Origin of the sequence: Umezawaea sp. Da 62-37, from assembly GCF_032460545.1 — a bacterium.
Taxonomy (GTDB): Bacteria; Actinomycetota; Actinomycetes; order Mycobacteriales; family Pseudonocardiaceae; genus Umezawaea.
In genome coordinates this window covers 7683010-7708121 of record NZ_CP135965.1, presented here as the reverse complement: position 1 = coordinate 7708121, position 25112 = coordinate 7683010, and the positions used below count along the sequence as shown (strand labels likewise).

The 25112-nt window shown below is 62.6% G+C and carries 24 protein-coding genes and 1 tRNA gene; 14 read left to right on the top strand and 11 right to left on the bottom strand.

The features are described from left to right. The first annotated feature begins 294 nt into the window (after positions 1-294). The 12 genes from RM788_RS35590 to xerC all read left to right on the top strand — a co-directional run bounded on the left by RM788_RS35590 (position 295) and on the right by xerC (position 10914). Positions 295-1092 (top strand): hypothetical protein, encoded by a 798-nt coding sequence (locus RM788_RS35590; RefSeq protein ID WP_315923370.1) that lies wholly within the window; start codon positions 295-297, stop codon positions 1090-1092. Beyond that, entirely contained in the window at positions 1089-2186 is a 1098-nt protein-coding gene (locus tag RM788_RS35585) for a hypothetical protein (RefSeq protein ID WP_315923368.1), read from the top strand. Before RM788_RS35590 ends, RM788_RS35585 begins: the two co-directional genes overlap by 4 nt. Continuing rightward, positions 2183-2917: a hypothetical protein gene (locus tag RM788_RS35580; RefSeq protein ID WP_315923366.1), complete on the top strand. Its 735-nt coding sequence runs from the start codon at positions 2183-2185 to the stop codon at positions 2915-2917. Before RM788_RS35585 ends, RM788_RS35580 begins: the two co-directional genes overlap by 4 nt. Continuing rightward, positions 2914-3111, top strand: coding sequence for a hypothetical protein (locus RM788_RS35575; protein ID WP_315923364.1), 198 nt, complete (start codon positions 2914-2916; stop codon positions 3109-3111). The genes RM788_RS35580 and RM788_RS35575 overlap by 4 nt, the downstream gene beginning before the upstream one ends. Positions 3112-3160: 49 nt before the next feature. Further along, a complete protein-coding gene (locus RM788_RS35570) occupies positions 3161-3340 on the top strand; it encodes a hypothetical protein (protein ID WP_315923362.1) in 180 nt (59 codons plus the stop codon). Positions 3341-3840: 500 nt separating this feature from the next. Continuing rightward, positions 3841-6018, top strand: coding sequence for a type IV secretory system conjugative DNA transfer family protein (locus RM788_RS35565; RefSeq protein WP_315923360.1), 2178 nt, complete (start codon positions 3841-3843; stop codon positions 6016-6018). A 139-nt stretch (positions 6019-6157) separates the two neighbouring features. Further along, positions 6158-6943 (top strand): replication-relaxation family protein, encoded by a 786-nt coding sequence (locus tag RM788_RS35560; RefSeq protein WP_315923358.1) that lies wholly within the window; start codon positions 6158-6160, stop codon positions 6941-6943. After that, on the top strand, positions 6940-7983 hold the full coding sequence (locus RM788_RS35555; RefSeq protein ID WP_315923356.1) for a DNA-methyltransferase: 1044 nt from the start codon (positions 6940-6942) through the stop codon (positions 7981-7983). The genes RM788_RS35560 and RM788_RS35555 overlap by 4 nt, the downstream gene beginning before the upstream one ends. Beyond that, positions 7983-8864, top strand: coding sequence for an antirestriction protein ArdA (locus tag RM788_RS35550; RefSeq protein WP_315923353.1), 882 nt, complete (start codon positions 7983-7985; stop codon positions 8862-8864). The genes RM788_RS35555 and RM788_RS35550 overlap by 1 nt, the downstream gene beginning before the upstream one ends. A 104-nt stretch (positions 8865-8968) precedes the next feature. Beyond that, positions 8969-9283 (top strand): hypothetical protein, encoded by a 315-nt coding sequence (locus RM788_RS35545; RefSeq protein WP_315923351.1) that lies wholly within the window; start codon positions 8969-8971, stop codon positions 9281-9283. A gap of 276 nt (positions 9284-9559) precedes the next feature. Then, positions 9560-9721, top strand: coding sequence for a helix-turn-helix domain-containing protein (locus RM788_RS35540; RefSeq protein WP_315923349.1), 162 nt, complete (start codon positions 9560-9562; stop codon positions 9719-9721). Continuing rightward, positions 9721-10914, top strand: a complete 1194-nt coding sequence (gene xerC / locus RM788_RS35535) for a site-specific integrase (protein ID WP_315934838.1) — start codon at positions 9721-9723, stop codon at positions 10912-10914. The genes RM788_RS35540 and xerC overlap by 1 nt, the downstream gene beginning before the upstream one ends. A 14-nt stretch (positions 10915-10928) precedes the next feature. Here the strand turns inward: xerC and RM788_RS35530 are convergent, their stop codons facing one another. The 7 genes from RM788_RS35530 to RM788_RS35500 form a co-directional block, all read right to left on the bottom strand. Beyond that, positions 10929-12104: an ISAs1 family transposase gene (locus RM788_RS35530; protein ID WP_315920713.1), complete on the bottom strand. Its 1176-nt coding sequence runs from the start codon at positions 12102-12104 to the stop codon at positions 10929-10931. 803 nt (positions 12105-12907) lie between these two features. After that, positions 12908-13294, bottom strand: coding sequence for a hypothetical protein (locus RM788_RS35525; RefSeq protein ID WP_315923347.1), 387 nt, complete (start codon positions 13292-13294; stop codon positions 12908-12910). Continuing rightward, entirely contained in the window at positions 13260-13988 is a 729-nt protein-coding gene (locus RM788_RS35520) for a hypothetical protein (protein WP_315923345.1), read from the bottom strand. The genes RM788_RS35525 and RM788_RS35520 overlap by 35 nt, the downstream gene beginning before the upstream one ends. 2 nt (positions 13989-13990) lie before the next feature. After that, positions 13991-14485 (bottom strand): hypothetical protein, encoded by a 495-nt coding sequence (locus tag RM788_RS35515; RefSeq protein ID WP_315923343.1) that lies wholly within the window; start codon positions 14483-14485, stop codon positions 13991-13993. Between the two features lie 441 nt (positions 14486-14926). Beyond that, positions 14927-15835, bottom strand: a complete 909-nt coding sequence (locus tag RM788_RS35510) for a hypothetical protein (protein ID WP_315923341.1) — start codon at positions 15833-15835, stop codon at positions 14927-14929. A 196-nt stretch (positions 15836-16031) separates the two neighbouring features. Next, a complete protein-coding gene (locus RM788_RS35505; RefSeq protein ID WP_315923339.1) occupies positions 16032-16439 on the bottom strand; it encodes a hypothetical protein in 408 nt (135 codons plus the stop codon). 1362 nt (positions 16440-17801) lie between these two features. Then, entirely contained in the window at positions 17802-18068 is a 267-nt protein-coding gene (locus tag RM788_RS35500; RefSeq protein WP_315923337.1) for a hypothetical protein, read from the bottom strand. 183 nt (positions 18069-18251) lie between these two features. On the opposite strand from RM788_RS35500, the gene RM788_RS35495 reads away from it, so the two are divergent. Continuing rightward, complete coding sequence (locus tag RM788_RS35495; protein WP_315934837.1) at positions 18252-20300, top strand: recombinase family protein; 2049 nt, start codon at positions 18252-18254, stop codon at positions 20298-20300. On the opposite strand, the gene RM788_RS35490 is transcribed toward RM788_RS35495, so the two are convergent. The 3 genes from RM788_RS35490 to RM788_RS35480 all read right to left on the bottom strand — a co-directional run bounded on the left by RM788_RS35490 (position 20257) and on the right by RM788_RS35480 (position 21302). Beyond that, positions 20257-20331 (bottom strand) — tRNA-Val (locus tag RM788_RS35490). The two genes, RM788_RS35495 and RM788_RS35490, sit on opposite strands and share 44 nt — an antisense overlap. A 1-nt stretch (position 20332) precedes the next feature. Beyond that, complete coding sequence (locus tag RM788_RS35485) at positions 20333-20797, bottom strand: peroxiredoxin (protein ID WP_315923335.1); 465 nt, start codon at positions 20795-20797, stop codon at positions 20333-20335. A gap of 73 nt (positions 20798-20870) precedes the next feature. Continuing rightward, on the bottom strand, positions 20871-21302 hold the full coding sequence (locus tag RM788_RS35480) for a DUF3052 domain-containing protein (protein ID WP_106195724.1): 432 nt from the start codon (positions 21300-21302) through the stop codon (positions 20871-20873). A gap of 342 nt (positions 21303-21644) precedes the next feature. Between RM788_RS35480 and aceE the strand changes: the two genes are divergently transcribed. Then, positions 21645-24410 carry a pyruvate dehydrogenase (acetyl-transferring), homodimeric type gene (aceE, locus tag RM788_RS35475; RefSeq protein ID WP_315923332.1) on the top strand — a complete coding sequence of 922 codons (2766 nt, stop codon included), beginning with the start codon at positions 21645-21647 and terminating at the stop codon, positions 24408-24410. Positions 24411-24479: 69 nt separating this feature from the next. On the opposite strand, the gene pnuC is transcribed toward aceE, so the two are convergent. Continuing rightward, on the bottom strand, positions 24480-25106 hold the full coding sequence (gene pnuC, locus RM788_RS35470) for a nicotinamide riboside transporter PnuC (RefSeq protein WP_315923329.1): 627 nt from the start codon (positions 25104-25106) through the stop codon (positions 24480-24482). Positions 25107-25112: the final 6 nt, after the last annotated feature.

Sequence of the window (25112 nt, the reverse complement as noted above, 5' to 3'; positions counted from 1 at the left end):
GTATCGGAGACCTCATCACTCTCGAAATCCAGAGGGAACAGATCAGGTACCTCTCGCGAGCACTCAAGACAGAAGCCCACAATCCGCCGCTCGTTCCACAAGCCAGGCCGGTTGATGAGATTCGAAGTCTCCGCCGCGCTCACGCCAGGAAACACAAGCCTCCCCGCTTCCGGAACGCCGGGACACAGTCCTTCTAATTACGCATCCGGGGCCGACTATGCGTCGGCCCCGGCTTTCAGCAGCACTCTAACTATGTACTGAAGGGACCTCATCATGTCGGAAGGTCAAGTTACTGTGGCGATCAAGAAGGACACTTCATACGCCACGATTTTCTTCTTTGCATTCTTGTTGGCCCTAGCTCTGGCCGCCTGCGCTTCCGAATCCTCGCCCCGCGGCGAGTTCGCCGCGAATCAGGAGTTGCTGAAGAGCTGCGACCCGGCGGCTCCGCCTGCCTCGCTCGTCCAGATCGACGGCACCGGCTCCAGCGCATCGGACACCGTCGTTTCCGAGCGCATGACGGTGATCGAGTCGGTTGCTCGCAAGACCGCCGTTTGCTCCGGCCACCTTCGCGTCCTCGTTTTTTCTGCATCGAGCGCGGCCACGACAGTACTGTTCGACAGCCCACTCAAGATGGACGGCGCGACCGAGAATGCGCGGCTCAAGCGCGTCCCGGAAGCTGTCGCTGACGTCATGAACAAGGTGCGCTCCGGCTACGCCGAGGCAGCGCAGGCATTGCCGCAAAGCGGCTCGGACATCACGGCGCAGTACCGGCTCGCCAGCGAATGGAAGCAGCAGCTCGGCGACGGCTACCGCCTGAACTTGCTGGTGCTGACGGATGGGTTCCAGAACATCGGGGTGGATCTCGGTGCCCAGGCGCTCAGCAAGGACGAGGCTGCGGCTCTTGCCGACCAGGTCACCGTGCCCAAGTTGGCTGGCGCATCGGTCGTTGTCGCCGGGCTTGGCCGCGTCGCTAAAGGCGCTCCGCCATCGGCAGTCGTGGAGGGCCTGGTCGCGTACTACGACCGGCTCTGCCAGCGCACCGAGGCGGCGAGCTGCATCTCGGTCAGCAACTACGCCGAAGCGGGCCGGTGACCATCGTGGCAACCAACAACTCGATGCCGCCCTTTCCGGATGGAGGCGTTGACACCTGGATGCGAGAAGCCGACGCCGTCACGCTCCCCCGGCTCGGTCAGGTCGACGCGCACCCGAGGCCAAGCACCATCGGGAGCACGTACGCCGAGCAGGAGTACGACGCCCTCGGGGACGAGCAGGAGTTCGCCTGGACCGCGTGGAGCGAGAACGTCGCTCGCTCCCATACGGCCCGTTCCAGCGGCCTCCAAGCTGAGGTGACCGCGACCAACTTCGTGCTGGCCGAAGCCGCCAAGGAAGTTTCGGCAGCTCACCAGGACTACCAACACGGTGCCCGGCTCCTGACCCCCTATGTAAGGCGCGGGCCCCACGAGAAGACGCGGTACTGGATCGCGTGGCTCGTGCTCGTCATGGGCGACACGGGCGGCGTCTGGTCAGCAGCCGTGGTCGCGGGCGACGTTCCGCTCATCGCCTTCTTTCAGGCACTGGCATCGGGAACTGCGGCGGCTTGCGCCGGGCTTATCGGCTCGGAACTCAAGGACATCCGTATGGCACGAACCCGCCAGTTCGACCCTGCGACGCTGACCGAGGACGAGAAGCGTTACCGACGCCTGTTCATCGCGAAGTCCGACGGGCTCGGCATCGTGAAGCTGGTTGGCTTGCTGTCGTTGCTGGTAGTGGTGCTCGTAGCCATCGGTGTGTACGCACTACGAACCAGCATCGAGGGTCAGACGGCCGGGCTCACGTTCGGGTTGCTGGCTGCCGCGACTGCAGTCGGCTCGGGCCTACTGAGCTACTTCGCAGCAGATGAGGTGGCGGATCAGCTCGCCACAATGGCCAAGCGTGCCCGCACCAGCGAGCGTCGCTACCTCAAGCTGGCCAAATCTGGGGCGTTGCGGTCTCAGGCGACAGCCGAAGCGACCAGGACATCGCTCAGCGTCGAAGCTGGAGCCCGCGGTGCCGCCGCTGCCAAGCGAGTCGAGTCCCTCCGTTGGCGGGTGGCTCGTCGGAACCCGCAGGTGCTCGGGCACGGGTTCCCGGCAGGCCAGCCTGAAGGCGTCATTGGTCGTCGTCCCCGTCGAGGCGGCGGCGCATGAACACCCAGCCGCTCCTTCAGCCTGGTTGGCTCCTTCCCGGCCAGTTGCTCGGCGACATGCCGAGCAACTCGGCCGCGGGGCCGATCCAAACCGGCACCGAAATTGTGCTTGGTGATCCGGGTGAGCCGGCGAGCGTGCCCACCCTCCTCATTGCCGTCACCGACGACTCAGGCTCGGTGACGACACCCGGCGGAAGCGATCCTCTTTCTAATCGCTACAGCGAAATGGCTGCCGCCTTCACAGCAGTTGCGCGGCGGGGATCGCGGCGCGAACTTGGCGCGGTTCTGCACTTCGACACGCCATGTAGCAGCGACGTCGCTCCCGTCCCCTTGAGACGGTGGAACCTCTCGAAGCTGAAGCAGGGCTTACAGATCCCTCGCGACGGAGCTGGCTCCAGCGAGCTGCTACCGAGCCTGCGTCGCGCAGTCACCTTGGCTCAGCGGCACGGTCAGCACGAAGCGACTCTGGTCGTGTTGTCCGACTTCTTCTTGCTTGACTCGGACGTTGACCAAGCGCTCGTGGAACTCGCCGCCTTCCCCGGTGACGTTCACGCTGTCGTGCTTGGCAATCAGCTGGCGAGTGGGAGCTTCGACGACCGCATCACGGTGACGCACATCAACCAGGACGATCCGCCTGGCGCTGTGGGGCGAGCGCTGTTTGCTGGCCTCGTGCGGCATCGGCCAGGCAGTCGTGCCCTCGATCCGTCACTCGCTGGTGAGTCGTCGTCATGAGGTTCTTCCGTCACGACGACGGCTCACCCAAGCCGCCTCTCGCGGGCCAGATGGTTGGCCTTGCTATCGGGCTTCTTCTCTTGTCCTTCGCCGCCCTCGTGGCGTTGGACGTCGTGAAGATCCTCGTGCCCATCGTGTTGCCGCTGCTCGCACTCATCGGCGTCTACACCCTGATGTTCCGACGCCACAAATAGACCTCAAGTCAAGTCGAAGTATTCAAGCAATTCATAGAACGGGAGAGCTATGCCCAGACGAACTCGAACCGACGCGCAGCGAACCGAAGAAGACACCGAGCGACAACTCCGAGAGGAGCACTACCGGCAGCTTGAAGTGTCCTTGCACCGCAAGCGGCGCGATGCTCAGGTGAGCGACGCACCAGACGATGCCGACATCTACAGCGACGGCCAAGCAACTTTCGACTGACACATCAACAGAGGCAGATGCCTGCCGTTCGGTGTTGTCGAATCGTCAAACCCTGTTTTCAGGGCGTGAATTCTAGCAGATAATAAAAACTGGACTGAGTGCGCCACCAGCGGCAACTCGCAGAGGAAAGTCTTGGCCGACACCTCTGCGCGAACCAGCTGAGTAGCGCAGAAGCTCATGTCCTTGTATCAGCAACCTCGATTCGAGGGTGCGTATCTCATTTACACATATTCTACGTTTGCCCGTCAAGCGTAGGCAGTGTTTGACATGCGCACTTCTCCTCGTTTCGAGCTTATCGGAAGGAGGGATACCAATGCCCGAGCCAGCCTCAGAACCGAATGTAGTAATTACAGCAAGTCCTCATGATCACCCGGCAGTTCGGAAGCTGGCTCGGGCATGCATTGCCCTGGCCCGCCATCAATTGACAACTGAGTCCGCCGACGTGGCCGAACAGGTAACGGAGTCAAACAACAGCGGTTCACAGCCTGAGGAGCCAACCGATGTCTGACCTCATCTGGCGCGAAGCCATGCCGCCCGACAACCTCAGCCTGGCAAGCCTCACCGGACTCATGCGGGCGCTCGCTACCCGTCCCCGGCTTGGCCTTCGGCAACTCCAGCCGATCGTGGTGTTCGAGCTATGGCTCTGCCAGGACACCGTCCGCTGGCTCATCGGCTGCGCGGACGTCCTCGGCCGTCACTTCCTCAACGACCTTGCCGTCCAACTGCCAGGCTTGGCTCTTACGACGGTGGAGTCGTCGCCTCGCCAACTGCCCACCACCGCCCGCGAGTTGCGCCCGTCGAGCACGGCCTACCCGCTTCGTCTGGATACCGCGGGCGGTGTGGCAGCCGGACTGCTTGGCCTGCGCCATCGTCTCGGAGCCGACGAATCCCTTGTCCTGCAGTGGGTTGTGGGGCCGAGCTTCGCTCGGCCGCCAGTCCCCAAGCAGTTCACACCGCTTGAAGCGCTCGGCATCGTCGCACCCCAGAAGATCGGAACGGGCGAACAGACCGCCTGGCGCTCGAAGATCGCTGAGCCACTGTTCGGCGTCCGTGGCCGCGTTGGTGCTGTCGCAATCGACCTCCACCGCGCAACCCAACTTATCGGGCCTGCTGTTAGCGCTCTGGGCCTTGCCTCCGGACCACACAGCCACATCGGCGGCACGTGGCAATCACGCCAGATCGCAAGAGCGCTCTTCACGGTCAACCACAAGCGGCGCACCTGGAGCGGCAGTCTCAACGCCGCCGAACTGGCTGCGGTGCTCGGCTACCCGGTTGAAGGGGTACGCGTTCCTGGGCGGGGCTTCGTCTTGACGCCCCCACCGCGGTCGCTTCTGCTTACCGCTGAGGCTGCTGAGAAGGCCAACGACCGACTCATCGGCACGAGCGTTCATCCACGGAGCCGCGATCAAGTCGTCCGGTTTCCCGCCTCGAGCATTGCGAGCCATGCTCACGTTATCGCCCCCACGGGCGCGGGCAAGTCGACTACGTTGGCGCGCTGGCTTCTTCAAGACATCGCGGCCCGGCGCTCGGTGTTCCTCATCGAGCCCAAGGGCGACCTCGTCTCAGATGTACTGGCACGCCTGGCGCCCGAGCAGCGCACGGATGTCCGCCTTATTGAGCCGGGCACCCCAGGCCCAGTAATCGGTTTCAACCCGCTCGCCGGACCTCTAGACGACGCCGAGCGGCGGGCGGATTCGCTGCTCGGCTTGTTCCGCGAGTTGTTCGGGACGGCGATCGGGCCACGCAGCAGTGATGTGTTGCTGCATGCCCTCATCATGGCTTCGAGACTGGAAGACGGCGCGCTCACCGACATTCCGGCGATCCTCACCAACAACGGGTTCCGCCGCAGCGTGCTCACCAAGGTCAGCGATCCGCTCACCATCGCTCCGTGGGCGGCGTGGTTCGACGGCTTGTCGGAGCTGGAGCGTTCACGCGTCGTCATGCCGATCCTCAACAAGACCAGGGCTTGGACGGCACGCGGACCACTGCGGCACCTGCTGGGCCAACCGACGCCAGGACTACGCCTCGACGAGCTGTTCGAGAAGCCGCTCATCGTCCTCGTCAACCTCAGCAGCGGCACGCTCGGGCCCGAGACGAGTCGGTTGCTCGGCATGCTGCTGCTCGGCCAACTCCGTGAGGCAATCCAGCGCCAAACCACGGTGTCGGAGGTGCAGCGGCGAGCAGTTTCCGTGGTCGTCGACGAGTGGCAGCTGTTCGTCGGCGGCATGGACTTCGCCGACATGCTGGCGACCGCCCGCGGCATGAACGCGGGCTTCACCCTGGCCCACCAGCACCTCCCGCAGCTCAGCTCAGAACTTCGCGCGGCGGTCCTGGCCAACGCAAAGTCGCGCTTGGTGTCTCGCCCAGCAAAAGCGGACGCCAAGGGTCTCGCAGATGTGCTCGGTGGCGATGTCACCGGCGACGACCTGATGCAGCTTCCGGCCTACCACGCCGTCGCCCAAGTGCTGACGGGCGGCGCGACGAGCACGCCCTTCGTCGTCAGCACGCCAGCCCTTCCACCCACAACCGCAGACGCCGTCGAGGCTCGGCGAGAGATCCGGGAGAGGTTCGGCGTCGCGCCTTCCGAGATCGACGCCCAACTCCTCAAGCGCTGGCAGAACAACGACCAGCCGGGCACCAGCGGACCAATTGGCTTCAGGAAGCGAGGAACATCATGAACAGCACCACGCCTACCTCTCGCCCTACCTCTCGCAACACGCTCTCAACCGCCTGGCATGCACAAATGCCTCGTTCGCGTCGACGACACTTCGCCCCACACGAGGGTGCCCTGTGAGCGGCCGAGGCCGAGCCGTCCGGTTGCAGGAACGGCTGTCAGAGCGCGACCTCGCCATCTTGGTCGACCTCGATCGACTGCGCCTGCTCACGGGGAAGCAGCTCCGGCGGCTGCATTTTCCGGACGGCGATCCAATCACCCAGGCCCGTAAGGCACGGGCGACGATCCGACGGCTAGCTGAGCTGGGCGTGATCGTGCGCTTGGAGCGTCGCGTCGGAGGAATGCGGGCGGGCAGCGAAGGTTTCGTGATCGGCCTGAGTGGTTGGGGTCACGCCGTACTGGCGCTCGACGACGTGAGGCCGCGACGACACCGCCGCGTCATCGAGACGAAGCCCGCCTTCCAGTCGCACGTGCTGGCGATCGGCGAGCTGTACGTCGCGCTCATCGAACACACCCGCGCAGGTAGCAGCGACCTGATCGAGTTCGCAGGAGAGCCCGAAGCCTGGCGCCAGTTCGGCGGCCTCGGTGGTCAAGCCGTCACGCTCAAACCCGATGGCTTCGTGCGGCTCGGCGTCGGCGATATCGAAGTGCTCGCCTTCCTGGAGCAGGACATGGACACCGAGTCGCTGCCAACGATCGATCGCAAGCTCGGCGTCTACGTCTCGTACTGGCGGAGCGGCCAGGAGCAGCGGCACCTCGGCGTCTTCCCGAAGGTGTGGTGGCTCGTGCCATCGACCAAGCGCCTGGAGGGCATCAGCCGCACCATCGCCCACCTGCCGCTCGAAGCTCGTGCCTTGTTCGCCGTCTGTCTGATGTCCGAAGCCGTAGCAGCGCTCACCCAACCACTGACACAAGGAGGTGCATCATGAGCACGCAACCCGATCTCCCGCTCAACTGCGTTCTCGTCGGAGACGTCCGAACACGGTTGGCCGAACTTCCTGACGCCTCCGTCGACTGCATCATCACGAGCCCTCCCTACTGGGCGCTGCGCAACTACGGGCACGACGGACAAATCGGTGCCGAGTCCACAGTGGAGGAGTGGGCTGAGCAGATCGCCGCTGTGTGCGATCAGCTTGCTCGCGTGCTCACACCCACCGGCTCGCTGTGGCTCAATCTCGGTGACTCGTACGCCCGCAGTCCTCGTGACGGTGCCGCGAAGAAGAGCCTTCTGCTCGCCCCGCAGCGCGTTGCACTCCGTCTCACCCGTGCCGGTTGGCTGCTTCGGAACCAGGTGATCTGGGCGAAGAAGAACCCCATGCCGTCCTCGGTTGGCGACCGGCTGACCACCACGCACGAGTTCGTCTACTTCTTCACCCGCCAGCCGAACTACTACTTCGATCTCGACGCCATCCGTGAACCAGCGATGACACATCCCCACCGCGGCCGGGCTGGGCGGGAGAGCTATCCACCACGCGCGGCCGTACCGAACCTTGGCAGTGGGACCTCGCCCCGCGTCGACCTCAACCAAGGTCTCGCCGGGATGAAGGCTCGCGGCCAAGAGAGCCATCCGCTCGGGAAAAATCCTGGCGATGTCTGGCACCTCGGCACGGCCAGTTACCACGGCGCGCACTTCGCCACCTTCCCGACCGAACTGGTGCGACGCCCGTTGCTCAGCACTTGTCCACAGCGGGTGTGCACCACCTGTGGACAGCCGTGGCGCAAGGCAACCCAGGTGATCGACGGAAGGCGGCTGGCCCTCGGGTCGCTGCGAGCGGACTGCGGACACACGGGGTGGCGCCGAGGGCGCGTGCTCGATCCGTTCCTCGGCTCGGGAACCGTTGCCCTCGCGGCTGAGCAATACGACCGGGACTGGCTGGGCATCGAACTGAACCCGGCCTACGCCGAACTGGCTGAACAACGACTCGCCGCTTGGAGGGAAACGCAAGCAACTAAACGAAAGGAGCAGTAATGGAACGACCGCGACCACGCCACGAGGGAGGTGAACACCACCATGACAAGCACGAGTTTGCGCCCGAAGAGCGCATCGAACTAGGCATCACCGCAGCCATCGCAGGCGACCTGGTGATCGACGACCACACCGCCCGCGCCATCGCTGCCCGCCTCGGGTCGATCAAGACGCCGATGCTCGACCTGTTCACTCACACCGGCCACATGGATGCTGAGGGCTTTAAGGAACTCCGCGCAATGCGGCTAGATCCCCCCACCAGCGAACAACAAGCCCACTGGATCGACTGGCTGGGCGGGTACTGGCTCAGCGTCGAGCAGCAACGGGCGACCGACGCCGAACGGCACCCGACCTACGAACAGCGCGTCTACGTCGCCGACCTCGACAGCCTGCGCCGCACCATCCACCACGGCCTGTGGGTCGACGCCAATCAGGCACCTGCCGACCTGAAGGCGGACGTCACGGCCATGCTCGATAGTTCGCCTACCGTTGGCGCTACTCGGTGGGCAGTCGGGGCGGCCAAAGACCTTGCTGGGCTCGACCTGACCGGCTCTAGCGACACCGCGCTCATCTCTCGACTGGCTCGCGGCGTCCACCAACACGGCGCGGCCTACTCGGCCTGGGCTTCCATCGCCGGAACCGATGATCACGACCAGCTCGATAAATTCGCCAACTTCCACGTGGCCAGCTACGACAGCCGCGAGGCGTGGATGCGCGACATCGCCGACGACTTGGGCTGGGCCAACCACCTTGACCGCGCGGTCGATCCCATGCTTCGACCGTTCCTCCGAATCGACTACGAGGCGATGGCCGAGAGTCCATTGACTGAGAGGTGGGACGTCGTCCGCGGTCACGACCGCCGCATCCACGTGTTCCTCCGATGATCTCCGGCACGGGCCACTCCTCGGTGGCCTGTGGCCGCTCACCCAAAGCACCTGCAACCCGCAGGGCATGGGCGGCCACACCACACCGAGGAAGGAAGTCGGCTATGACCGACCCCAACGGCAAGAACGCCGTCAAAACGCTGGGCATCCGTTTGCCCGGCGAACTGCACGCCCAGTTCGCACTCGTTGCTCAGCTCGACGGCCTGAACCTGGGCGACGCCGTGCTGCGCGCGGTCGAGCTGTACGTGCAGAGCAAGCGTTCGGAGTCCGACTTCGCCGCGAGGGCAGCGGCTGCGCTCAGCGAGATCGAGCGCGAGGCGGCCAACCGGCGGGCCGCGATCGAAGGCTTGTTCGGCGACGAATCGCCCACTGCCAAGGGCGCTGGCACGCGGGGACGCAAGACCGACCCCCAGAGCTGAGCGCTCGCAGGCAAGGACCCACCTCGAAGGGTGACGGGTAGCACTTATTGCTGCTACCCGTCACCATATACAACCAATCCACCGGCAATGACCGAAGGAAAAATATGCAACGGAGCTTCTATAAGCGTGGACCGCCAAGTTAATCGACATTCAGCACATCTCACCTGTTAACAAATAGAGCAAAGTGCTCTATAAATAGAAAGGATGTATATGAGAGAAAGTGAAACACAGCCACCCCCAGACAGCGAGAGTCCGTCGACTCCAACTCTGCTAACCATGAGCGAGGCCAGTAAAGTGCTCCGCATCAGCAAATGGTCACTCAATGCGCTCATCCAGCGGCGCAGGTTGTCGACGATTCGCATTGGCCGACGACGTTTGGTGCCCGTCACCTCCATCGAAGCCCTGATCGAAGTGCTTCGCCGCGAGGAAGACCGGTGATGGCTCGGCGCAGGGCCAACGGAGAGGGGTCGATCTACCAGCGCAAAGACAACGGACGCTGGGATGGTGCCGTCTACGTGCAGACGGCTAGTGGTGGCCGCAAGCGTATGCGGGTCTACGGCGCAACACGTGCCGAGGTACACAGCAAACTCACCGCCCTCATGGCGAAGGACCAGCAAGGTATTCCGACACCCGACAAGCCCTGGAAACTCGGCGAGTACCTCGGTTACTGGCTCGAAGAAGTTGTTCGGCCGAATCTTCGGTCGAGCACCTACGAGACCTACGAACAGCGGATCCGGTTGAACCTCCGGCCAGCGCTAGGCAGATACGCCCTCACCCGCCTCACGGTGGCTACGGTGCAAGACTTCTTCAACCAGCAGCTCGGCGATGGGCACTCCGTCCGCAAGGTGCAGATGATGCGCGAAGTGCTCCGCTCAGCGCTCAGCCACGCGATGCACGAAGAGCACGTCGCTCGCAACGTCGCTCGGCTCGTGAAGCTGCCGAAGTACGAGCCGGAAGAGATCTACCCGTGGTCCGTCGATGAGGCGCGGCAGTTCCTCGTAGCAGCGCAAAGCGATCCGCTCGCCGCCGCATTCACCCTCCTCGTCGTCTATGGGCTTCGCGAGGGTGAAGTACTCGGCCTGCGTTGGCAAGACGTCAACCTCGCGGCGGGCGTCCTGGAGGTTCGCCAGCAACTCCAGCGCACAGGCGGCGCCCTTCGGCAAACACCCCTCAAGACCAGGGCAGGTCGACGCGACCTTCCACTGGTCGGCCTCACCAGAGCCGCGCTCACGCGTCAGCACGTCCGGCAGACCAGCGCCCGCCAAGCCGCAGAAGAGATCTGGCAAGGCGGTGGTGACGCGGCAGAGTTGGTCTTCACCACCAAGAGCGGCCTGCCGATCGAGCCGCGCAACTTCGTGCGCTCGTTCCAGCGCATCTGCCAGCAACATGAAGTGCGCCGGATCAAGGTTCACCACGTCCGCCACACCGCGGCCACAACCCTCAAGGGCCTTGGCGTAGGGGCTCGTGATGCCCAGTTGCTGCTTGGCCACTCGCAGATCTCCACGACGCAGCAGATCTACCAGCACGACAGCATGGAGGGTCGTCAGCGAGCGCTCGACCTGGTGGACCAGGCCCTCGGCTCGGACACCAAAGACGACCACGATAAGGATCCTGGTCGCCGGCAGGGCTGAGGCAAAGTCGTGTTTCAGCTGGCTGAGATCAACTTGATGGCTCGTTCGGGCCTTCTTCCCATATGACGTACGGCTTTGGCGATGTTGGTGTGGCCGGTCAGGCGTAGCAGGCTGATGGCGAGATTGCGCAGGCTGGCCATCATCCTGGGCCCGCCGCCGGTGCGTGCCCGAGAGGCATCTTCGCCCATCGTCACGTCGCGGACCCAGTGCAGCTTGTTCTCCACGTGCCAGTGCCCGCGGATGTAGCGGGCCAACTCGGCGGGCTGGGCCTGCGCGGCGGTCAGGGATGTCACCGCGTACACCGTCTCGCGGCTCGCGCGCCTGGTGCTGCCCTTGCGTTTACGGGTCCGCACTATCCGGACGGCCTGGGCGGCGTGCGGGAACAGGATCCCGGCGGCGACGGTGACGACCTTGTAGGTGCGGGTGACTACCCGGCCGTGGCCGGTGTCGGTCTCGCGGTACCCGATCGGCACGTCCTTCCACGGCAGGCCCGCCAACTGATCGCGCAACGCCTTCTGGTTGCCCTTCACGGTGATCACGTAGTGCGCGCCACGGCCGTGCAGGTACTCGGCATGCCCGCGTTGCGCGTGCAACGCGTCGGCGGTGACGACGAGACCGGTCACATCGACGATCGTGTCCAGAAGTGCTGCGAACATGGGGATCTCGTTGCTTTTCTCCGCGATCTCGACCTGGCCCACCGTGACCCCGCTGTCGTGGTCCAGGCACGCCATCACCATTCGCGCGCGCTGCTCGCCGTGACGGGAACCCCGCAGCGCCTTACCGTCGACCGCGATCGCGCGGCGCCGCCGCCTGCCCGGCGCCCCCATCCACGCTGCCTTGACACGCCCGGACAGCCAGACGCCGATCGCGGTGTCGAACCCGTCACCGGTCAATGCCGAGAGCGCCCGCCGGATCGTGGACGCGTTCGGTGCGCCGATCCCCATTCCGCTCAGCGTGTCCTCGGCCGCGTCCGCGGCCCATTCGGCGATCGCGGCGAACGACCGCGCACCGGAGACCACCGCGCACACCGACACGAACAGGATCGCCGCGAACCGATACCGCACACCCCGTTTCCTGCGTGGATCCGGCACCGACTCCAACACCTCGAGCAACCCGGTCCGCGCCTGCGGCGCCACCTCGCCCAGCGGGGCCAACTGGCGTGACAGGACAGTGATGGGAGACGATGACACGGCAGGCACGGCGGAGCTCCGAAGATCACGATGGCGTAGGAACCTTCATGATCGACGGTCCTGTCGTGCCTGCTCCGGACTACCCGATCTTCGGTGTGTCGCAACCCGAATCAGCAGGTCAAGCCACTGGTAGTCGACTTTGCCTCAGCCCTGGGTCGCCGGGGTCTGCTGACGGCAGTCGTTGACGGCAACGATTGCCGTCAGACGTTGCCGTCAAGTCTCGATTTCATGCATCAGATAATGAGTTCTACCTCTGGAGCCGCCTTTCGGACTCGAACCGAAGACCTGCTGTTTACAAAGTCCATCGATACGACCCTCTGCACGCGACTTAACAGAGTGAGCACAGTTACTGATCGTTGCAGAAGACAGTGGATTCTAGGCACGGTTGCCGTCAACTTAGCCGTCAAAATCGCTGCTCACGCGAGCGCATGATTCCACATTGAAATCGAAATGTGCTTCAACTATGTAATCATAAATTGAGACGCAATACAACACTATACTGCGTGGCGCTCAAGCCGAGCGATGCGAACAGCGCGAAGTGCGAAGTGCGAAGTGCGAAGTGCGAAAACTCGATCAGAATGCGGCATTCATAGCGCTGAACGGCCCGAGCCGCTGCATCGGTCAACTGTAAGCTCCCCTCCCTGATGACTGGCCGAGGCCGACCTGTTCGGCCACACTTGACATACCAAAAGCAGACCACATCCTAGCGATGCATAACAGTCGCCTTTAACGGAAAATAGAGACACCCCACGACCACACCGGCCGCGAGGGGTCTTGGGTGATGGTTCGTGGGGTTCATGTTCCTAGCGTTCGTCTTCTGGACCCTTCAATCCTTCGATCAGCTTTTCCGCTGACGGGAAAGACCAGGGCATCAACACGTCGCCCTCGGGACTGATGCTCCAGCCTTCCGGCCACTCGTCGCGGGGAAGGTTTTCGAGCTTTTCCCTGAGCGTCTTGTTGACTTCCTCTGCCTGATGGCGAAGGTTTCTGAGACTCTCAAGGGGGTCGCGTGGAAGCACCGCAATCTCCTTGCGGTCTTCATAATGAGATGCTTCCTCATCTATGGCCTGCACACGCAGGCAGGTGACCTCAAATTGATTGAGCGCATTTGTCCACGGCAACTTATACCAAGCACAATAAATTTTGTCAATAAATTCAAGTATTCTTGCGGGCGTGAGTGCGTTCCTCAAGTTCACGATACCAACGCCTCCCCCGCTCGCCGCATGTATCGCGAATATGTATTTTAAGGCGCCTGGTCAGATCATTATAAGATTCAACGTCTGCACGAAGAGAGGTAATTCCCGTGCGCAGCTCACCGACCCCTTGCCGCAAGTCCGCAACAACGACTTTGACGGTTTCGGCATGGGAGGCCGCTTTTCCGCGCGGAGGCTTACCATTGCGTGCCGCCCCCAGCTCTTTCAGATGTTTGCCAAACTCGCTCACTTGCTCCGATAACGCATCACGCGAAACCGCGAAACTTCTCATTGAATCGTAGTATCCATCGGCAAGCTGCATCGACTCGAAGTGCTTCGTAGTAAGAATCTTGAAGTTGACCTCGCCGCGCACTGCGCTCTTTAGTTCCTCAACTTTGCCGTATTCAGCACTCACTTCTTGTCGTTTGCGCGAGACTTCACGAATTGACTGATTGACCGAAGCCTGAACAACCTGAGCTTGTGTTTTCTTCTTCTCGACCAGTTGAACGAGTTCGGCCTTTTTCTTAAACCTATGATAGAGATACGCAACCGGCGCGAAGAGCAGCGCCGCGACACCAAGCCAGAAGGGAACCGGATAGTGCGTTGCAACCCAGGCCAAGCCAGAGCCAATGAAGCCGACTACTACTAAGATCAGAAAAAACGCGATAAGAGGTCCCGCAAGCTCATCCATGACTACCTCAACTCACGAAGCGCGCTAATGGAGCCTTCTGCGAGCCTGAAGTTGACCACTTGACCTAGCTTCACCCAGCTATCTCGATTAGACTGATTGTTCACCAGAAGTTGACCGGTAAAGACAGTCATCGTCGACATCGCTACCTGCCGCTCATCAGTAGGAAGCCTCATATCACGTGCCGCCTCGCCGACGATCCCTATGCTGGCGATTATGGCCTGCGTGGAAACCTGCGATATCTGGGTATCGGCCTTCGCCTGATTGAAGAGATCGACCAGCATTCCTTCATAACCCTGAACTACAGCAAGAGCCACCTCGCGCTGTACTAGCAGTCTTTTCTTCTCAATGTGAAGCTGGGCAAGTTCCGTTGTACAAACACCTACCGTAGTCAAAGCATGCGCTGCTAAACCCAACGGACTGAGAGCGGACGCAAAATGTTTAACAGCATCACTAACAGTCGCGCGGCCATTTTTCACTTCGATCAATCGACTAGGCATTTACAGTCGTCCAATCTCTTTGCCGCTGGAACCACTAGGTTGTCAGTCGGAGAATCAACACTAAACGTTACCGACGTTACCAACGTGTAATACCCGCGATACCGAGACACTTAAGGACGATCGAGCCCTCCTTGCGCGACCGAATTACAGAGGCAAGAGGGTCGGTGAAGTGTGTTGAAAGGCAGTGCATGTTAGGGGCTGCAGCCGTCAAGAACATGAGAAGCTAATATCTAGGCGACTTGCACATGCGGTCGTACGTCAACGGTTTCAACGGCAGCGAAGGCGAACCAAAAGAAAGATGCATATTCAAGATCGAAATACCCTAAACGGATTTATTGGAATTGGGTGGCGAACCTCCCGTAACATCAATCGACCTGTATGTCGATCTTCGTTCCTTGCTCACCCTAGTCACCTTAGCCACGTGGTTAACTTACAGTTTCCCTATGAAAATGTTCCATTGCCTACCACGAGAAACGACGATCCTGTTGAACGACCGTTCGCCTGAGAAACGCCGCCACACTGCACCTTAAAAGTAACTGAGCCGTTTAGCGGTACAGTAAGCGTGACCGGCGAGCCGACCTGTACGAAGAATGGCGGACGAAGTTCACGACCCCCATCACCGATGATGCGAACTTCCAACTTCAGCCAATCACCGCCAGGGGCGTCGTTTTGCATGCCGAAAGTCGCGGTGATCGAGTCATAACTGCTCAAATCCCACGTGTAGCCACTTGGATCGTTGAGTCCATTGCAATACAGGAAGGCACTGTAATCATACGTTTCGCGCCCGATGTTTGCCACACCAGTATCAAATCCTGACGACGCCCCTTGCGTCGGCCGGAGATCAGAGAAGTACTTCGCTGGCGCTGGCTGTGACGGCGCTGACCGTGGCGGGGCGCTAGACCCGATACTGACAGAGGGTTCCACAGGCAAGCTCGACGTGGTTGTCGTACTAACCATCGCGCTAGAAGTTGTAGTAGTTGGTTCAAGGGACGTAGTTTTGATGCCTGTTGATGGGGCCGCATCCTTCCGTCCGGAATCTCCGCTGGGCTCAGCTTTACCGGTATTCACCACCCCAATGACGAAGGCGAAGATGCCGACTAGGAGCACGATCAGTGCGCGGCCGTTCTTAGCATCAGTTTCCCTTCCGCTGAACAGCATGTATCCCCCGGCCACGACGGTACTCACCGCCCCGCAGGTCACAGCCACCATCTGCCAGCCTCCGACGCCTGAGCCCACGACGAAGACCCCTACTACAGCGAGCAGATCTGCGACGATGGCCAGGCCAGGCAGCACGAAGGCAGATGCATCGCCGCCGTTACCTTGCGGCGACTCGCCTGTAGACCCGTCCATCAACTCTTCCTTCCAGCACTGTGGTCAGGCACCCTCTACTCGGTATCGGTACGGCAGGGGGAATAGTTACGCCTGCCTACTCCGTAACAGCCCTTAGATCCTTAAGAGCGCTTCATGTTCCGCCACGATCAGAAGACAGCAGATTTACTTGACCCGGCCCCAAGCTCTATTCCATAACTAATAGAATATGCGAGCTCTACTTAAGTAGTCCAACCGCATCCATGAGCTTGCCCGACCAGACTAGCCATGCAAGGACAACGACGATTGCAACGGTCTTCAGCGCTGGCCAGTGCACATTGATCGCACCGCTAATTGACTCAACCAGGCGTGCAGCACGTCGGCGCGGCAACTCAGGTGGTTCTGGGTCGTCTTGCGTCATTTCAGCAATGCGGTTCACGAAATTAAGTGGATCGCGCCCAGTTGCGAGCTGCAATGCAAGGAACTTACGTTCCTCGTAAGCAGCCGCTACTTCATCGGTTTCATTTGTGATCTGAAGTGCCTTTAGTCGAAACGACTGCGCCAAGCGCCGTGCAGCAAGAACGAGCGCATCGTAGTGGTGCTGTGCATGCCGACCTTGCGCCCGGCGCACCGACCACTCAAGCAAGCTCGCGATCTTGAAGCTGTCCTCATGATCTTGGCCTCGCCATCCACCTGGCCTATGGATCATGAAGCGCTGAGCCCTCTTCTCATTCCTATGTGCACGCCGTGGTGCAGGGTTCGTACATAAGTTGGCTAGGCCATAGTCAGGCCGCAAAACAGGCCAGAGCCTCACTAGTACCCTCCGCACCAGTGAAACCGTCACTAGCGCTGCAACTCCAGCGCCTATGAGAGTCCAGTCTTCTCGACTGAAATCCTCTGAGCCTGCTGGAAGCTTGGCCATTCCGACAGGAAGCGCGACCAAAAATCCACAAAGTAGGGACGTTGAAAATACTTGGCCAATAGCACGCGACCGCCACCCTGCCAGGTAGTACTCGAAGACAGCACTGAGCCCGGTTTGAGGTACACCGCGGACCCAAATGCGAAAATCGGTCGATCGCCGGTAATCAAAGTAGTTGGATCGTTCCGAATATAGCTTACCGAAGTAGAAGGACATAAAACCCATGGCGAGCACAGTGGTTCCGCCTGCGCTTCGCTCCTCTACGGGAGCAGTCATAGCAAAGGCGCGCGCCAGTCTCAACGAGATAAACCAGTAGCAAGCTGCGCTAAGTGCAAGCAAGAGCAGCATTTCCACCCGCGCATTAATAGCTTGATGGCGGCGGGATTGAGCGAACGGGCGACCACCGATTTGAGGAGTCAGCGCCACAGAGTACGCTCGTATAGCAAATCCGATGGCGACGGTGGCAGCAGCCAGTGGCACGAGCATCGCGAAAACCAGGTAGAGCATACGAGTGTAGACGTGAAGAGCGGCAGGCAACGTTCGGCTCCCCAGGTGGTTGATACGGCATATTCGCTATGGCCGTGAATCAGACTGGCGCTACTTGTCAGGAACGACATCGAGTGTATCGCCGCAGGGGTGCACGCTGACCGCTCCGTTAGGATATACCCGATTGGACGATCGGAGCTGCCGAGCAGCTAGATCAAAAGCAGAACCACCCGCGGCTACTTCACGCGGGTGGTTCCGAAGTGAGCGGCACCTGCTACCACAGCTCCTGAGATTCCGTTCCAAACAAGCTCGAACAACTGGACCGACTAGCGGACGGCCTTACGTGCTCCGTTGTCATCATCCATTGGAACCTCCTTTATTCTATTGTCCCTTTCTCTAATCCAGAATCGCGCAGACGGAAACGCTACCAGCAACAGGAGTGCGAGGACTTGAACCTGCCAGGTGCCAAAACCTGTGCGCCTAAGGCACTGGAAGTAGTATGACAGTCCCGACATAGGCAGAAGAACCGCCGAATGGCGGCTTTCGCAAGGTGTCCAGATGATCACAAGCCGCTACACGGAGACGTCCCTGCAATCAAATCTCCTAGACCGCGCGGCGCTCAAGCCGCGTGATCCGCCGTTCATGTTCGCGCACAACGGCGTCGGTCGATTCGAACCGTTCACCGACGGCTTCGAGCACCGTATCAAAGCGGCCATCCATGTCCGACTTAAGCTCTTGAATGTCAGCCTTGGTCGCCATAATTTTGAGATCATCCTTGGTTGCCATCTTCTGAAGCAAACGCTCCTCCGAGGCATTCACCTTAGCCTCTACAAACTGCTTTAGATCTTGGAGTAGTTCTTCGTTAGTCATGCTCATATAGCTTCATTATGAGCTTTGCAACATAAATATTCAAGCCCAAGGTCCAGAGCGACACAACCTTCCACTTCTCGAACAGCAACCCTTCTCCACCAAGGACAGCATCACCTCTCTTGCCACGCCCGCAAGGTGCTGAGAAAATCTCCTGTACGAGACGCCCAAAATCCAACGCAGCCCATGATCCATCCCGCCGATATAACACCACCGACAACTACTTGCTCAGACAGGAGGTGCCCCATGAGTGACCCAGAAACCGATGCCTCGTTCTACGATGACAACGAAATCTCACCTCAGACCCAGATCCGCCATGCCGACATAGCTCGCTGGAACGACTCTCGCCAAGAAGCCATTCTTCGGCTGCGCGCTACACAGGTTCCTGAGTCGGGCGAGGAGATCATCGGCCAGTCAGCTCGAATGGCAGCAGCCGCTGATCGGCTGCCCAGGCAAGCTCGTAGGAGCACCGCCCAGGAACGTCGCAGTTCACCCATCGCGTTCATCTACCTCCGCGTCAGCACCAAGGAGCAGGCACGCCGCGGCGGTACGGCTGAGGGCTACTCCATCCCCACCCAGCGCAGCGGGTGCCACGCGAAGGCCGATCAGCTAGGTGCAACTGTTGTCGCCGAGTACGTCGATGCTGGCGAGTCGGCACGTTCATCCAAGCGCGACGACCTGCAGGAGATGCTGCGCGAAGTCAAGCGCGTACAGCCGGACTACGTGATCGTGCACAAGATCGACCGGCTTGCACGCAACCGCGAGGATGACATCGCGATCAACGTCCTTCTCCGACGGCACGGAGCGAAGTTGGTCTCGTGCATGGAGAACATCGACGAGACGCCAAGCGGTAAGCTGCTCTACGGCCTCATGGCTGAGATCGCCCAGTTCTACTCCAGCAATCTCGCCGAAGAAGTCATGAAGGGGCTCCTCGCGAAGGCTGAGGAAGGTGGAACGCCATACCGGGCACCGCTGGGCTACCGCAACCGCCGTGAAACGGTCGACGGCTTCGAGCGGGCCTGGGTGGAGGTTGACCCTGAACGTGTCGAGCTTGTCGCGTGGTGCTTCAAGCAGTACGCGACCGGCGAATGGACGGTTGCCGATCTCACCCTGGAAGCGCAGGTGATGGGGCTGACCACTCGGCCAACTCCGAGCAAACCCAGCACGCCGGTGCCTCTCACCACCATGCATCACATTTTGCAGAACCCGTACTTCATGGGGATCGTCCCGTACCGGGGATTTCATTACGAAGGCAGCCATCCTGCGCTTGTCGAACCCGAGATGTGGCTGGCGGTGCAAGACACCCTGGCAAGCCACAACCACACCGGCGAGAAGGATCGCAAGCATCCGCACTACCTGCGCACCACGATCTACTGCTCAGCCTGTGGCGGGCGACTCGTGTACTCGCAGAACACCGGCAATGGTGGTACCTACGAGTACTACTTCTGCGTCAAGAAGAAGACCAAGGCGAACAACTGCAGGCGCCCTGCGGTGAGGCTTGAACGCATTGAAGACGGCATCGCCAACCTCTACGCGCAGCTCAAGGTGCCGCGTGCTCAGATCGAGGAGATCCGGGCTGCGGTGACGGCCGAGCTATCGACACAGCGAGAAGAGGCTGAGCGAGGTGCCAGGCGCGCCTCGAAGCGTAAGCAGCAAGTCGACGGGGAGCGCAAGAAGCTGCTTCAAGCTCACTACGCGGGCGCGATCCCTGCCGACCTGTTGGCCTCTGAGATGCAGCGGTTCACGCAAGAGCTTGGGTACGCCGATCGCATGCTCCAGCGAGCACAAGCCACCTCGAAGAACCTCGTCGCCACGCTGAATGCTGCTCTGGTAGCTGCGGAGCACTGCGAACGTGCCTATCTGCCCGCTCTGCCTCACATCAAGAGGCAGATCAACCAGGGGCTCTTCAAGAAGCTGTTCATCGGCGAAGACGGCAACGTGGAACGAGCAGAGATGCACGAGCCGTTCGAGGCGCTGCTAGGCAGCCAAGACGCATCCCCGATTTCGACCGAGGAGCGCCTGTCCTTGCCCGCTCAAGGGGCGGTTCCGGTGGCGCACGCTGACGAGTGCGCACGCTTGTCCGTGGTGCTGCGGACGGCGTTCGAGCGATCTTCCCTGGTCGAACGGTACGAGAGGGCGAACACGCTCCCCAAGATGGATCTTGCGGCGCACGGTTTGAAAGAGTCACTTCTGGTGGGCGCGGCAGGGTTCGAACCTGCGACCGCTCGGGTGTAAACCGAGTGCTCTTCCGCTGAGCTACGCGCCCTCTAGGCCGTCAACGCGGCAACAGCATGTTGCCATGCGGTCTGGTCCCTGGGTTCGCCGGGTTCGTTGACCTCGGCGAAGCGGACGATGCCGTCGACGTCGACGAGGAACGTGCCGCGGTTGGCCATGCCCCTGGCCTCGTCGAACGTGCCGTACTGCCTGGCGACGGCGCCGTGCGGCCAGAAATCGGACAGCAGGGGGAAGCGGTAGCCCTGGCCGGTCGCCCACACCTTGAGGCTGTAGGGGGTGTCGACCGAGATGGCGAGGACCGTCACACCGGCCGCCGTGTAGGTGGCCAGGTCCTCCTGGAGGCGGCCCAGTTCGCTCTGGCAGGTGCCGCTGAAGGCGAACGGGTAGAACACCAGCAGCACCGAACTGACGCCTCGGTACCAGGACAGCGAGACCTTCTGCTTGTCGCTGTCCCGGAGGGTGAAGTCCGGGGCTTCCGAACCGACCTCGACGAGCACTTCGGAGTTCCCCCGGTGCGTGCGACCGGCACGGGCCCCCGTACGTCTCGGGGAACCCGTGCTCAGCCTCGGATCAGCGCTTGACCTTCGCCGAACTGGGACGCACGAGCCTCGTGCCCGACCAGTCCTCGGCGACGGTGATGTTGGACGTCTGGGACAGCCCTGCGGTCGGCACCGCCTCGGCGATCTCACTCGGCTCGACGTGTCCAGGGCGTCCGGTCTTGGGCGTCAGCACCCACACCACGCCGTTCTCGGCCAGCGGCCCGGTCGCGTTGATCAGGTCGTCGACCAGATCCCCGTCCCCGTCCCGCCACCACAACAGGACCACGTCCACGACATCGTCGGCCTCATCGTCGAGGAGATCGCTACCGATCCGCTCCTCGATGGCGGCACGAACGTCGTCGTCAACGTCCTCGTCCCAGCCGATCTCCTGAACTGCCTGGCCCGGTGCAATCCCGAGCTTGTCGGCGACACCGCCCTTGTCGGCGTCTCCCGCGGCGACCACGGCTTCCACTCCTCCAACTACGCAAGAGCGGCAGTCGACTCGACTGCCGCGCGATGTATCAACACCTGTCGCGGCTAGCGAACACTGATAGCAGCCCTCCGCGCAACCGTTGACCTCATGACACGCCGCAATCCGACCCCCCTGACACGTCACCCAACCGGATGACGCACACTGAACACACCTCATACCGCGCGCGCGAGGGACACGATCCAGAACTACTGGTCGGTAGGGGGTCCTCCGGGGTGTCGCACGAGCGCCGATGAGGAATCATGGACAGGTAAACCGCCTGAACCCGCAGTGAACGCCGGCACCAGCCGGCTGCAACCCTGGCGAGGAGAACCCTTGGCCCCGCAGAACAACGGCACCGCCCCCGAACGGGTGCGCGTCATCCGTGACGGTCTCGCCGCACACCTGCCGGACATCGATCCGGACGAGACGGCGGAATGGCTGGAGTCGTTCGACGCCGCGCTCAAGGGTGGCGGCCAGCAGCGTGCCCGATATCTCATGCTCCGACTCCTCGAGAAGGCCCGCGAGGGTGGCGTCGGCATCCCGTCCCTGACCAGCACCGACTACGTCAACACCATCCCCACCGAACGGGAGCCGTGGTTCCCCGGTGACGAGGAGGTCGAGCGCCGCTACCGGGCCTGGATCCGCTGGAACGCGGCCATGACGGTGCACCGCGCGCAGCGACCGGGTGTCGGTGTCGGTGGTCACATCTCGACCTACGCGTCCTCCGCGAGCCTCTACGAGGTCGGTTTCAACCACTTCTTCCGAGGCAAGGACCACCCCGGCGGTGGCGACCAGGTCTTCATCCAGGGCCACGCCTCCCCCGGCGTCTACGCCCGCGCGTTCCTCGAGGGGCGGCTGAGCGAGGACCAGCTCGACGGGTTCCGCCAGGAGTACTCGCACGGCGGGCTCGGCAAGGGCCTGCCGTCGTACCCGCACCCGCGGCTGATGCCGGGCTTCTGGGAGTTCCCGACGGTGTCCATGGGCCTCGGCCCGATGAACGCGATCTACCAGGCGCGGTTCAACCGCTACCTCCAGGACCGCGGCTTCAAGGACACGTCCGACCAGCGCGTGTGGGCGTTCCTCGGCGACGGCGAGATGGACGAGCCGGAGTCGCGCGGCCTGCTCCAGCTGGCGGCGAACGAGCAGCTGGACAACCTGACGTTCGTGGTCAACTGCAACCTGCAGCGCCTCGACGGCCCGGTCCGCGGCAACGGCAAGATCATCCAGGAGCTGGAGTCGTTCTTCCGCGGCGCCGGCTGGAACGTCATCAAGGTCGTCTGGGGCCGCGAGTGGGACTCGCTGCTGCACGCCGACCGCGACGGCGCGCTGGTGAACCTGATGAACACCACGCCCGACGGCGACTACCAGACGTACAAGGCGAACGACGGCGCCTACGTGAAGGAGCACTTCTTCGGCCGCGACCCGCGGACGAAGGAGCTCGTGGCGCCGATGAGCGACGACGACGTCTGGAACCTCAAGCGCGGCGGCCACGACTACCGCAAGGTGTTCGCGGCGTACAAGGCGGCCACCGAGCACCACGGCCAGCCGACGGTCATCCTCGCCAAGACCATCAAGGGCTACGGCCTGGGCCCGCACTTCGCGGCGCGCAACGCCACGCACCAGATGAAGAAGATGACCCTCGCGGACCTGAAGATGTTCCGCGACAGCCTGCGCATCCCGATCACGGACGAGCAGCTGGAGAAGGACCCCTACCTGCCGCCGTACTACCACCCCGGCCCGGACTCCCCGGAGATCCAGTACCTGCTGGAGCGGCGCAAGCAGCTCGGCGGCTACGTGCCGGAGCGGCGGAACGCGCCGAAGGCGCTGAAGCTGCCGGGCGACAAGGTCTACGACGTCCTCAAGCGCGGTTCCGGCAAGCAGCAGGTCGCCACGACCATGGCGTTCGTGCGGCTCGTGCGCGACCTCGCGAAGGACCCGGAGATCGGCAACCGGATCGTGCCGATCATCCCGGACGAGGCGCGGACGTTCGGCATGGACTCGATGTTCCCGTCGCAGAAGATCTACAACCCCAACGGGCAGATGTACACCTCCGTGGACGCCGAGCTGATGCTCGCGTACAAGGAGTCCGAACAGGGCCAGATCCTGCACGAGGGCATCAACGAGGCCGGGTCGACGGCGTCCTTCACGGCCGTGGGCACGTCCTACGCCACGCAGGGCGAGCCGATGATCCCGATCTACATCTTCTACTCGATGTTCGGGTTCCAGCGCACCGGTGACGGCCTGTGGGCCGCGGCGGACCAGATGGCGCGCGGCTTCGTGCTCGGCGCCACCGCGGGCCGCACGACGCTGACCGGTGAGGGCCTCCAGCACGCGGACGGCCACTCGCTGCTGCTGGCGCACACGAACCCCGCCGTCGTGTCGTACGACCCCGCGTGGTCGTTCGAGGTGGGCCACATCGTGCGGGACGGCCTGCGGAGGATGTACGGGGAGTCCCCGGAGAACATCTTCTTCTACATGACCGTCTACAACGAGCCGTACCGGCAGCCCGCGGAGCCGGAGGGCCTCGACGTCGAGGGCCTGCTGCGCGGCCTGTACCGCTACCAGGTGTCGCCCGCCCAGGAGGGTCCGCACGCGCAGCTGCTGGCGTCCGGTGTGGCGATGCCGTGGGCGATCGACGCCCAGCGGATCCTCGCCGAGGAGTGGGGTGTCCGGGCCGACGTGTGGTCCGCGACCTCGTACTCGGAGCTGCGCCGCGAGGCCGTGGAGGTCGAGCGGGAGAACCTGCTGCACCCGGAGAACGAGCCGCGCGTCCCGTACGTGACGAAGGTGCTCTCCGAGTCCTCGGGCCCCGTGATCGCGGTGTCGGACTGGATGAAGGCCGTCCCGGACCTCATCCGGCCGTACGTGCCGACGGACATGCACACGCTGGGCACGGACGGGTTCGGCTTCTCCGACACCCGCCCGGCCGCGCGCAGGCACTTCCTGATCGACACCGAGTCGATCATCGTCGCCACGCTGGCCGCGCTGGCCAAGCGCGGCGAGGTCGACCCGGCGCTGGTCGTGAAGGCCGCGCGGCAGTACAGGATCGACGACGTCGGCGCGGCGGCCCCGTCCACGGGCGACGCCGGTCTCGCGTAGCGGTTCGAACGGCCACGAGGGGAGTCCCGTTCGCGGGGCTCCCCTCGTGGCGTGTCGGGCGCTGACCTGTCAGGCGGTGGTCTCGACGGCGGCGGTGCGCTTGGCGGCGCGGTTCCAGTCGAGCCAGCCGCGGATCACCAGGACGGCGAACACGGTGTAGATCAGCGCGCTGAAGTACAGACCCGACTGGATCTGGAGCGGGACGCCCACGGCGTCGACGACGAGCCAGACGATCCAGAACTCGACCAGGCCGAGGCCCTGGAGGGCGAACGCGAGCACGGTGCCGACGAAGATCGCGGCGTCCGGCCACGGCGCCCAGGAGGCGTCCAGGGCGTCGAGGGTCAGGGCGAAGGCGACGGTGCCGACGACGAAGGCGGCGGCCACGGCGACGCGTTCGCGGGTCGAGCCCTTGCGGACGACGACGCCGAACACGGGGTCGCGCCTGCGCAGCCAGGCGTACCAGCCGTAGAACGCGATGAGGCCGACGACGACCTGCCGGATCGCGAGCCCGCCGAGGTGGGCGGACAGGTAGACGGTGAACAGCAGCGCGACCGAGGCCAACTGCACCGGCCACGTCCACAGCGAGCGGCGCTGCGCCAGGAACACCACGGCCAGCGCGAACAACTGGCCGAAGAACTCCGCGTAGGCGATCTTCTGCCCCAGGACGGTGAAACCCTGTTCCAGCAACACGTGCACCGCGTC

What these genes read in the sequence shown, in the direction of transcription:
- RM788_RS35545 (WP_315923351.1), top strand. Translation starts at nt 8,969, where the DNA reads ATGACCGACCCCAACGGCAAGAACGCCGTCAAAACGCTGGGCATCCGT.
- RM788_RS35575 (WP_315923364.1), top strand. Translation starts at nt 2,914, where the DNA reads ATGAGGTTCTTCCGTCACGACGACGGCTCACCCAAGCCGCCTCTCGCG.
- RM788_RS35515 (WP_315923343.1), bottom strand. Translation starts at nt 14,485, where the DNA reads ATGCCTAGTCGATTGATCGAAGTGAAAAATGGCCGCGCGACTGTTAGT.
- RM788_RS35540 (WP_315923349.1), top strand. Translation starts at nt 9,560, where the DNA reads ATGAGCGAGGCCAGTAAAGTGCTCCGCATCAGCAAATGGTCACTCAAT.
- RM788_RS35550 (WP_315923353.1), top strand. Translation starts at nt 7,983, where the DNA reads ATGGAACGACCGCGACCACGCCACGAGGGAGGTGAACACCACCATGAC.
- RM788_RS35555 (WP_315923356.1), top strand. Translation starts at nt 6,940, where the DNA reads ATGAGCACGCAACCCGATCTCCCGCTCAACTGCGTTCTCGTCGGAGAC.
- RM788_RS35565 (WP_315923360.1), top strand. Translation starts at nt 3,841, where the DNA reads ATGTCTGACCTCATCTGGCGCGAAGCCATGCCGCCCGACAACCTCAGC.
- RM788_RS35570 (WP_315923362.1), top strand. Translation starts at nt 3,161, where the DNA reads ATGCCCAGACGAACTCGAACCGACGCGCAGCGAACCGAAGAAGACACC.
- RM788_RS35580 (WP_315923366.1), top strand. Translation starts at nt 2,183, where the DNA reads ATGAACACCCAGCCGCTCCTTCAGCCTGGTTGGCTCCTTCCCGGCCAG.
- RM788_RS35520 (WP_315923345.1), bottom strand. Translation starts at nt 13,988, where the DNA reads ATGGATGAGCTTGCGGGACCTCTTATCGCGTTTTTTCTGATCTTAGTA.
- RM788_RS35495 (WP_315934837.1), top strand. Translation starts at nt 18,252, where the DNA reads ATGATCCATCCCGCCGATATAACACCACCGACAACTACTTGCTCAGAC.
- RM788_RS35510 (WP_315923341.1), bottom strand. Translation starts at nt 15,835, where the DNA reads ATGGACGGGTCTACAGGCGAGTCGCCGCAAGGTAACGGCGGCGATGCA.
- xerC (WP_315934838.1), top strand. Translation starts at nt 9,721, where the DNA reads ATGGCTCGGCGCAGGGCCAACGGAGAGGGGTCGATCTACCAGCGCAAA.
- RM788_RS35500 (WP_315923337.1), bottom strand. Translation starts at nt 18,068, where the DNA reads ATGACTAACGAAGAACTACTCCAAGATCTAAAGCAGTTTGTAGAGGCT.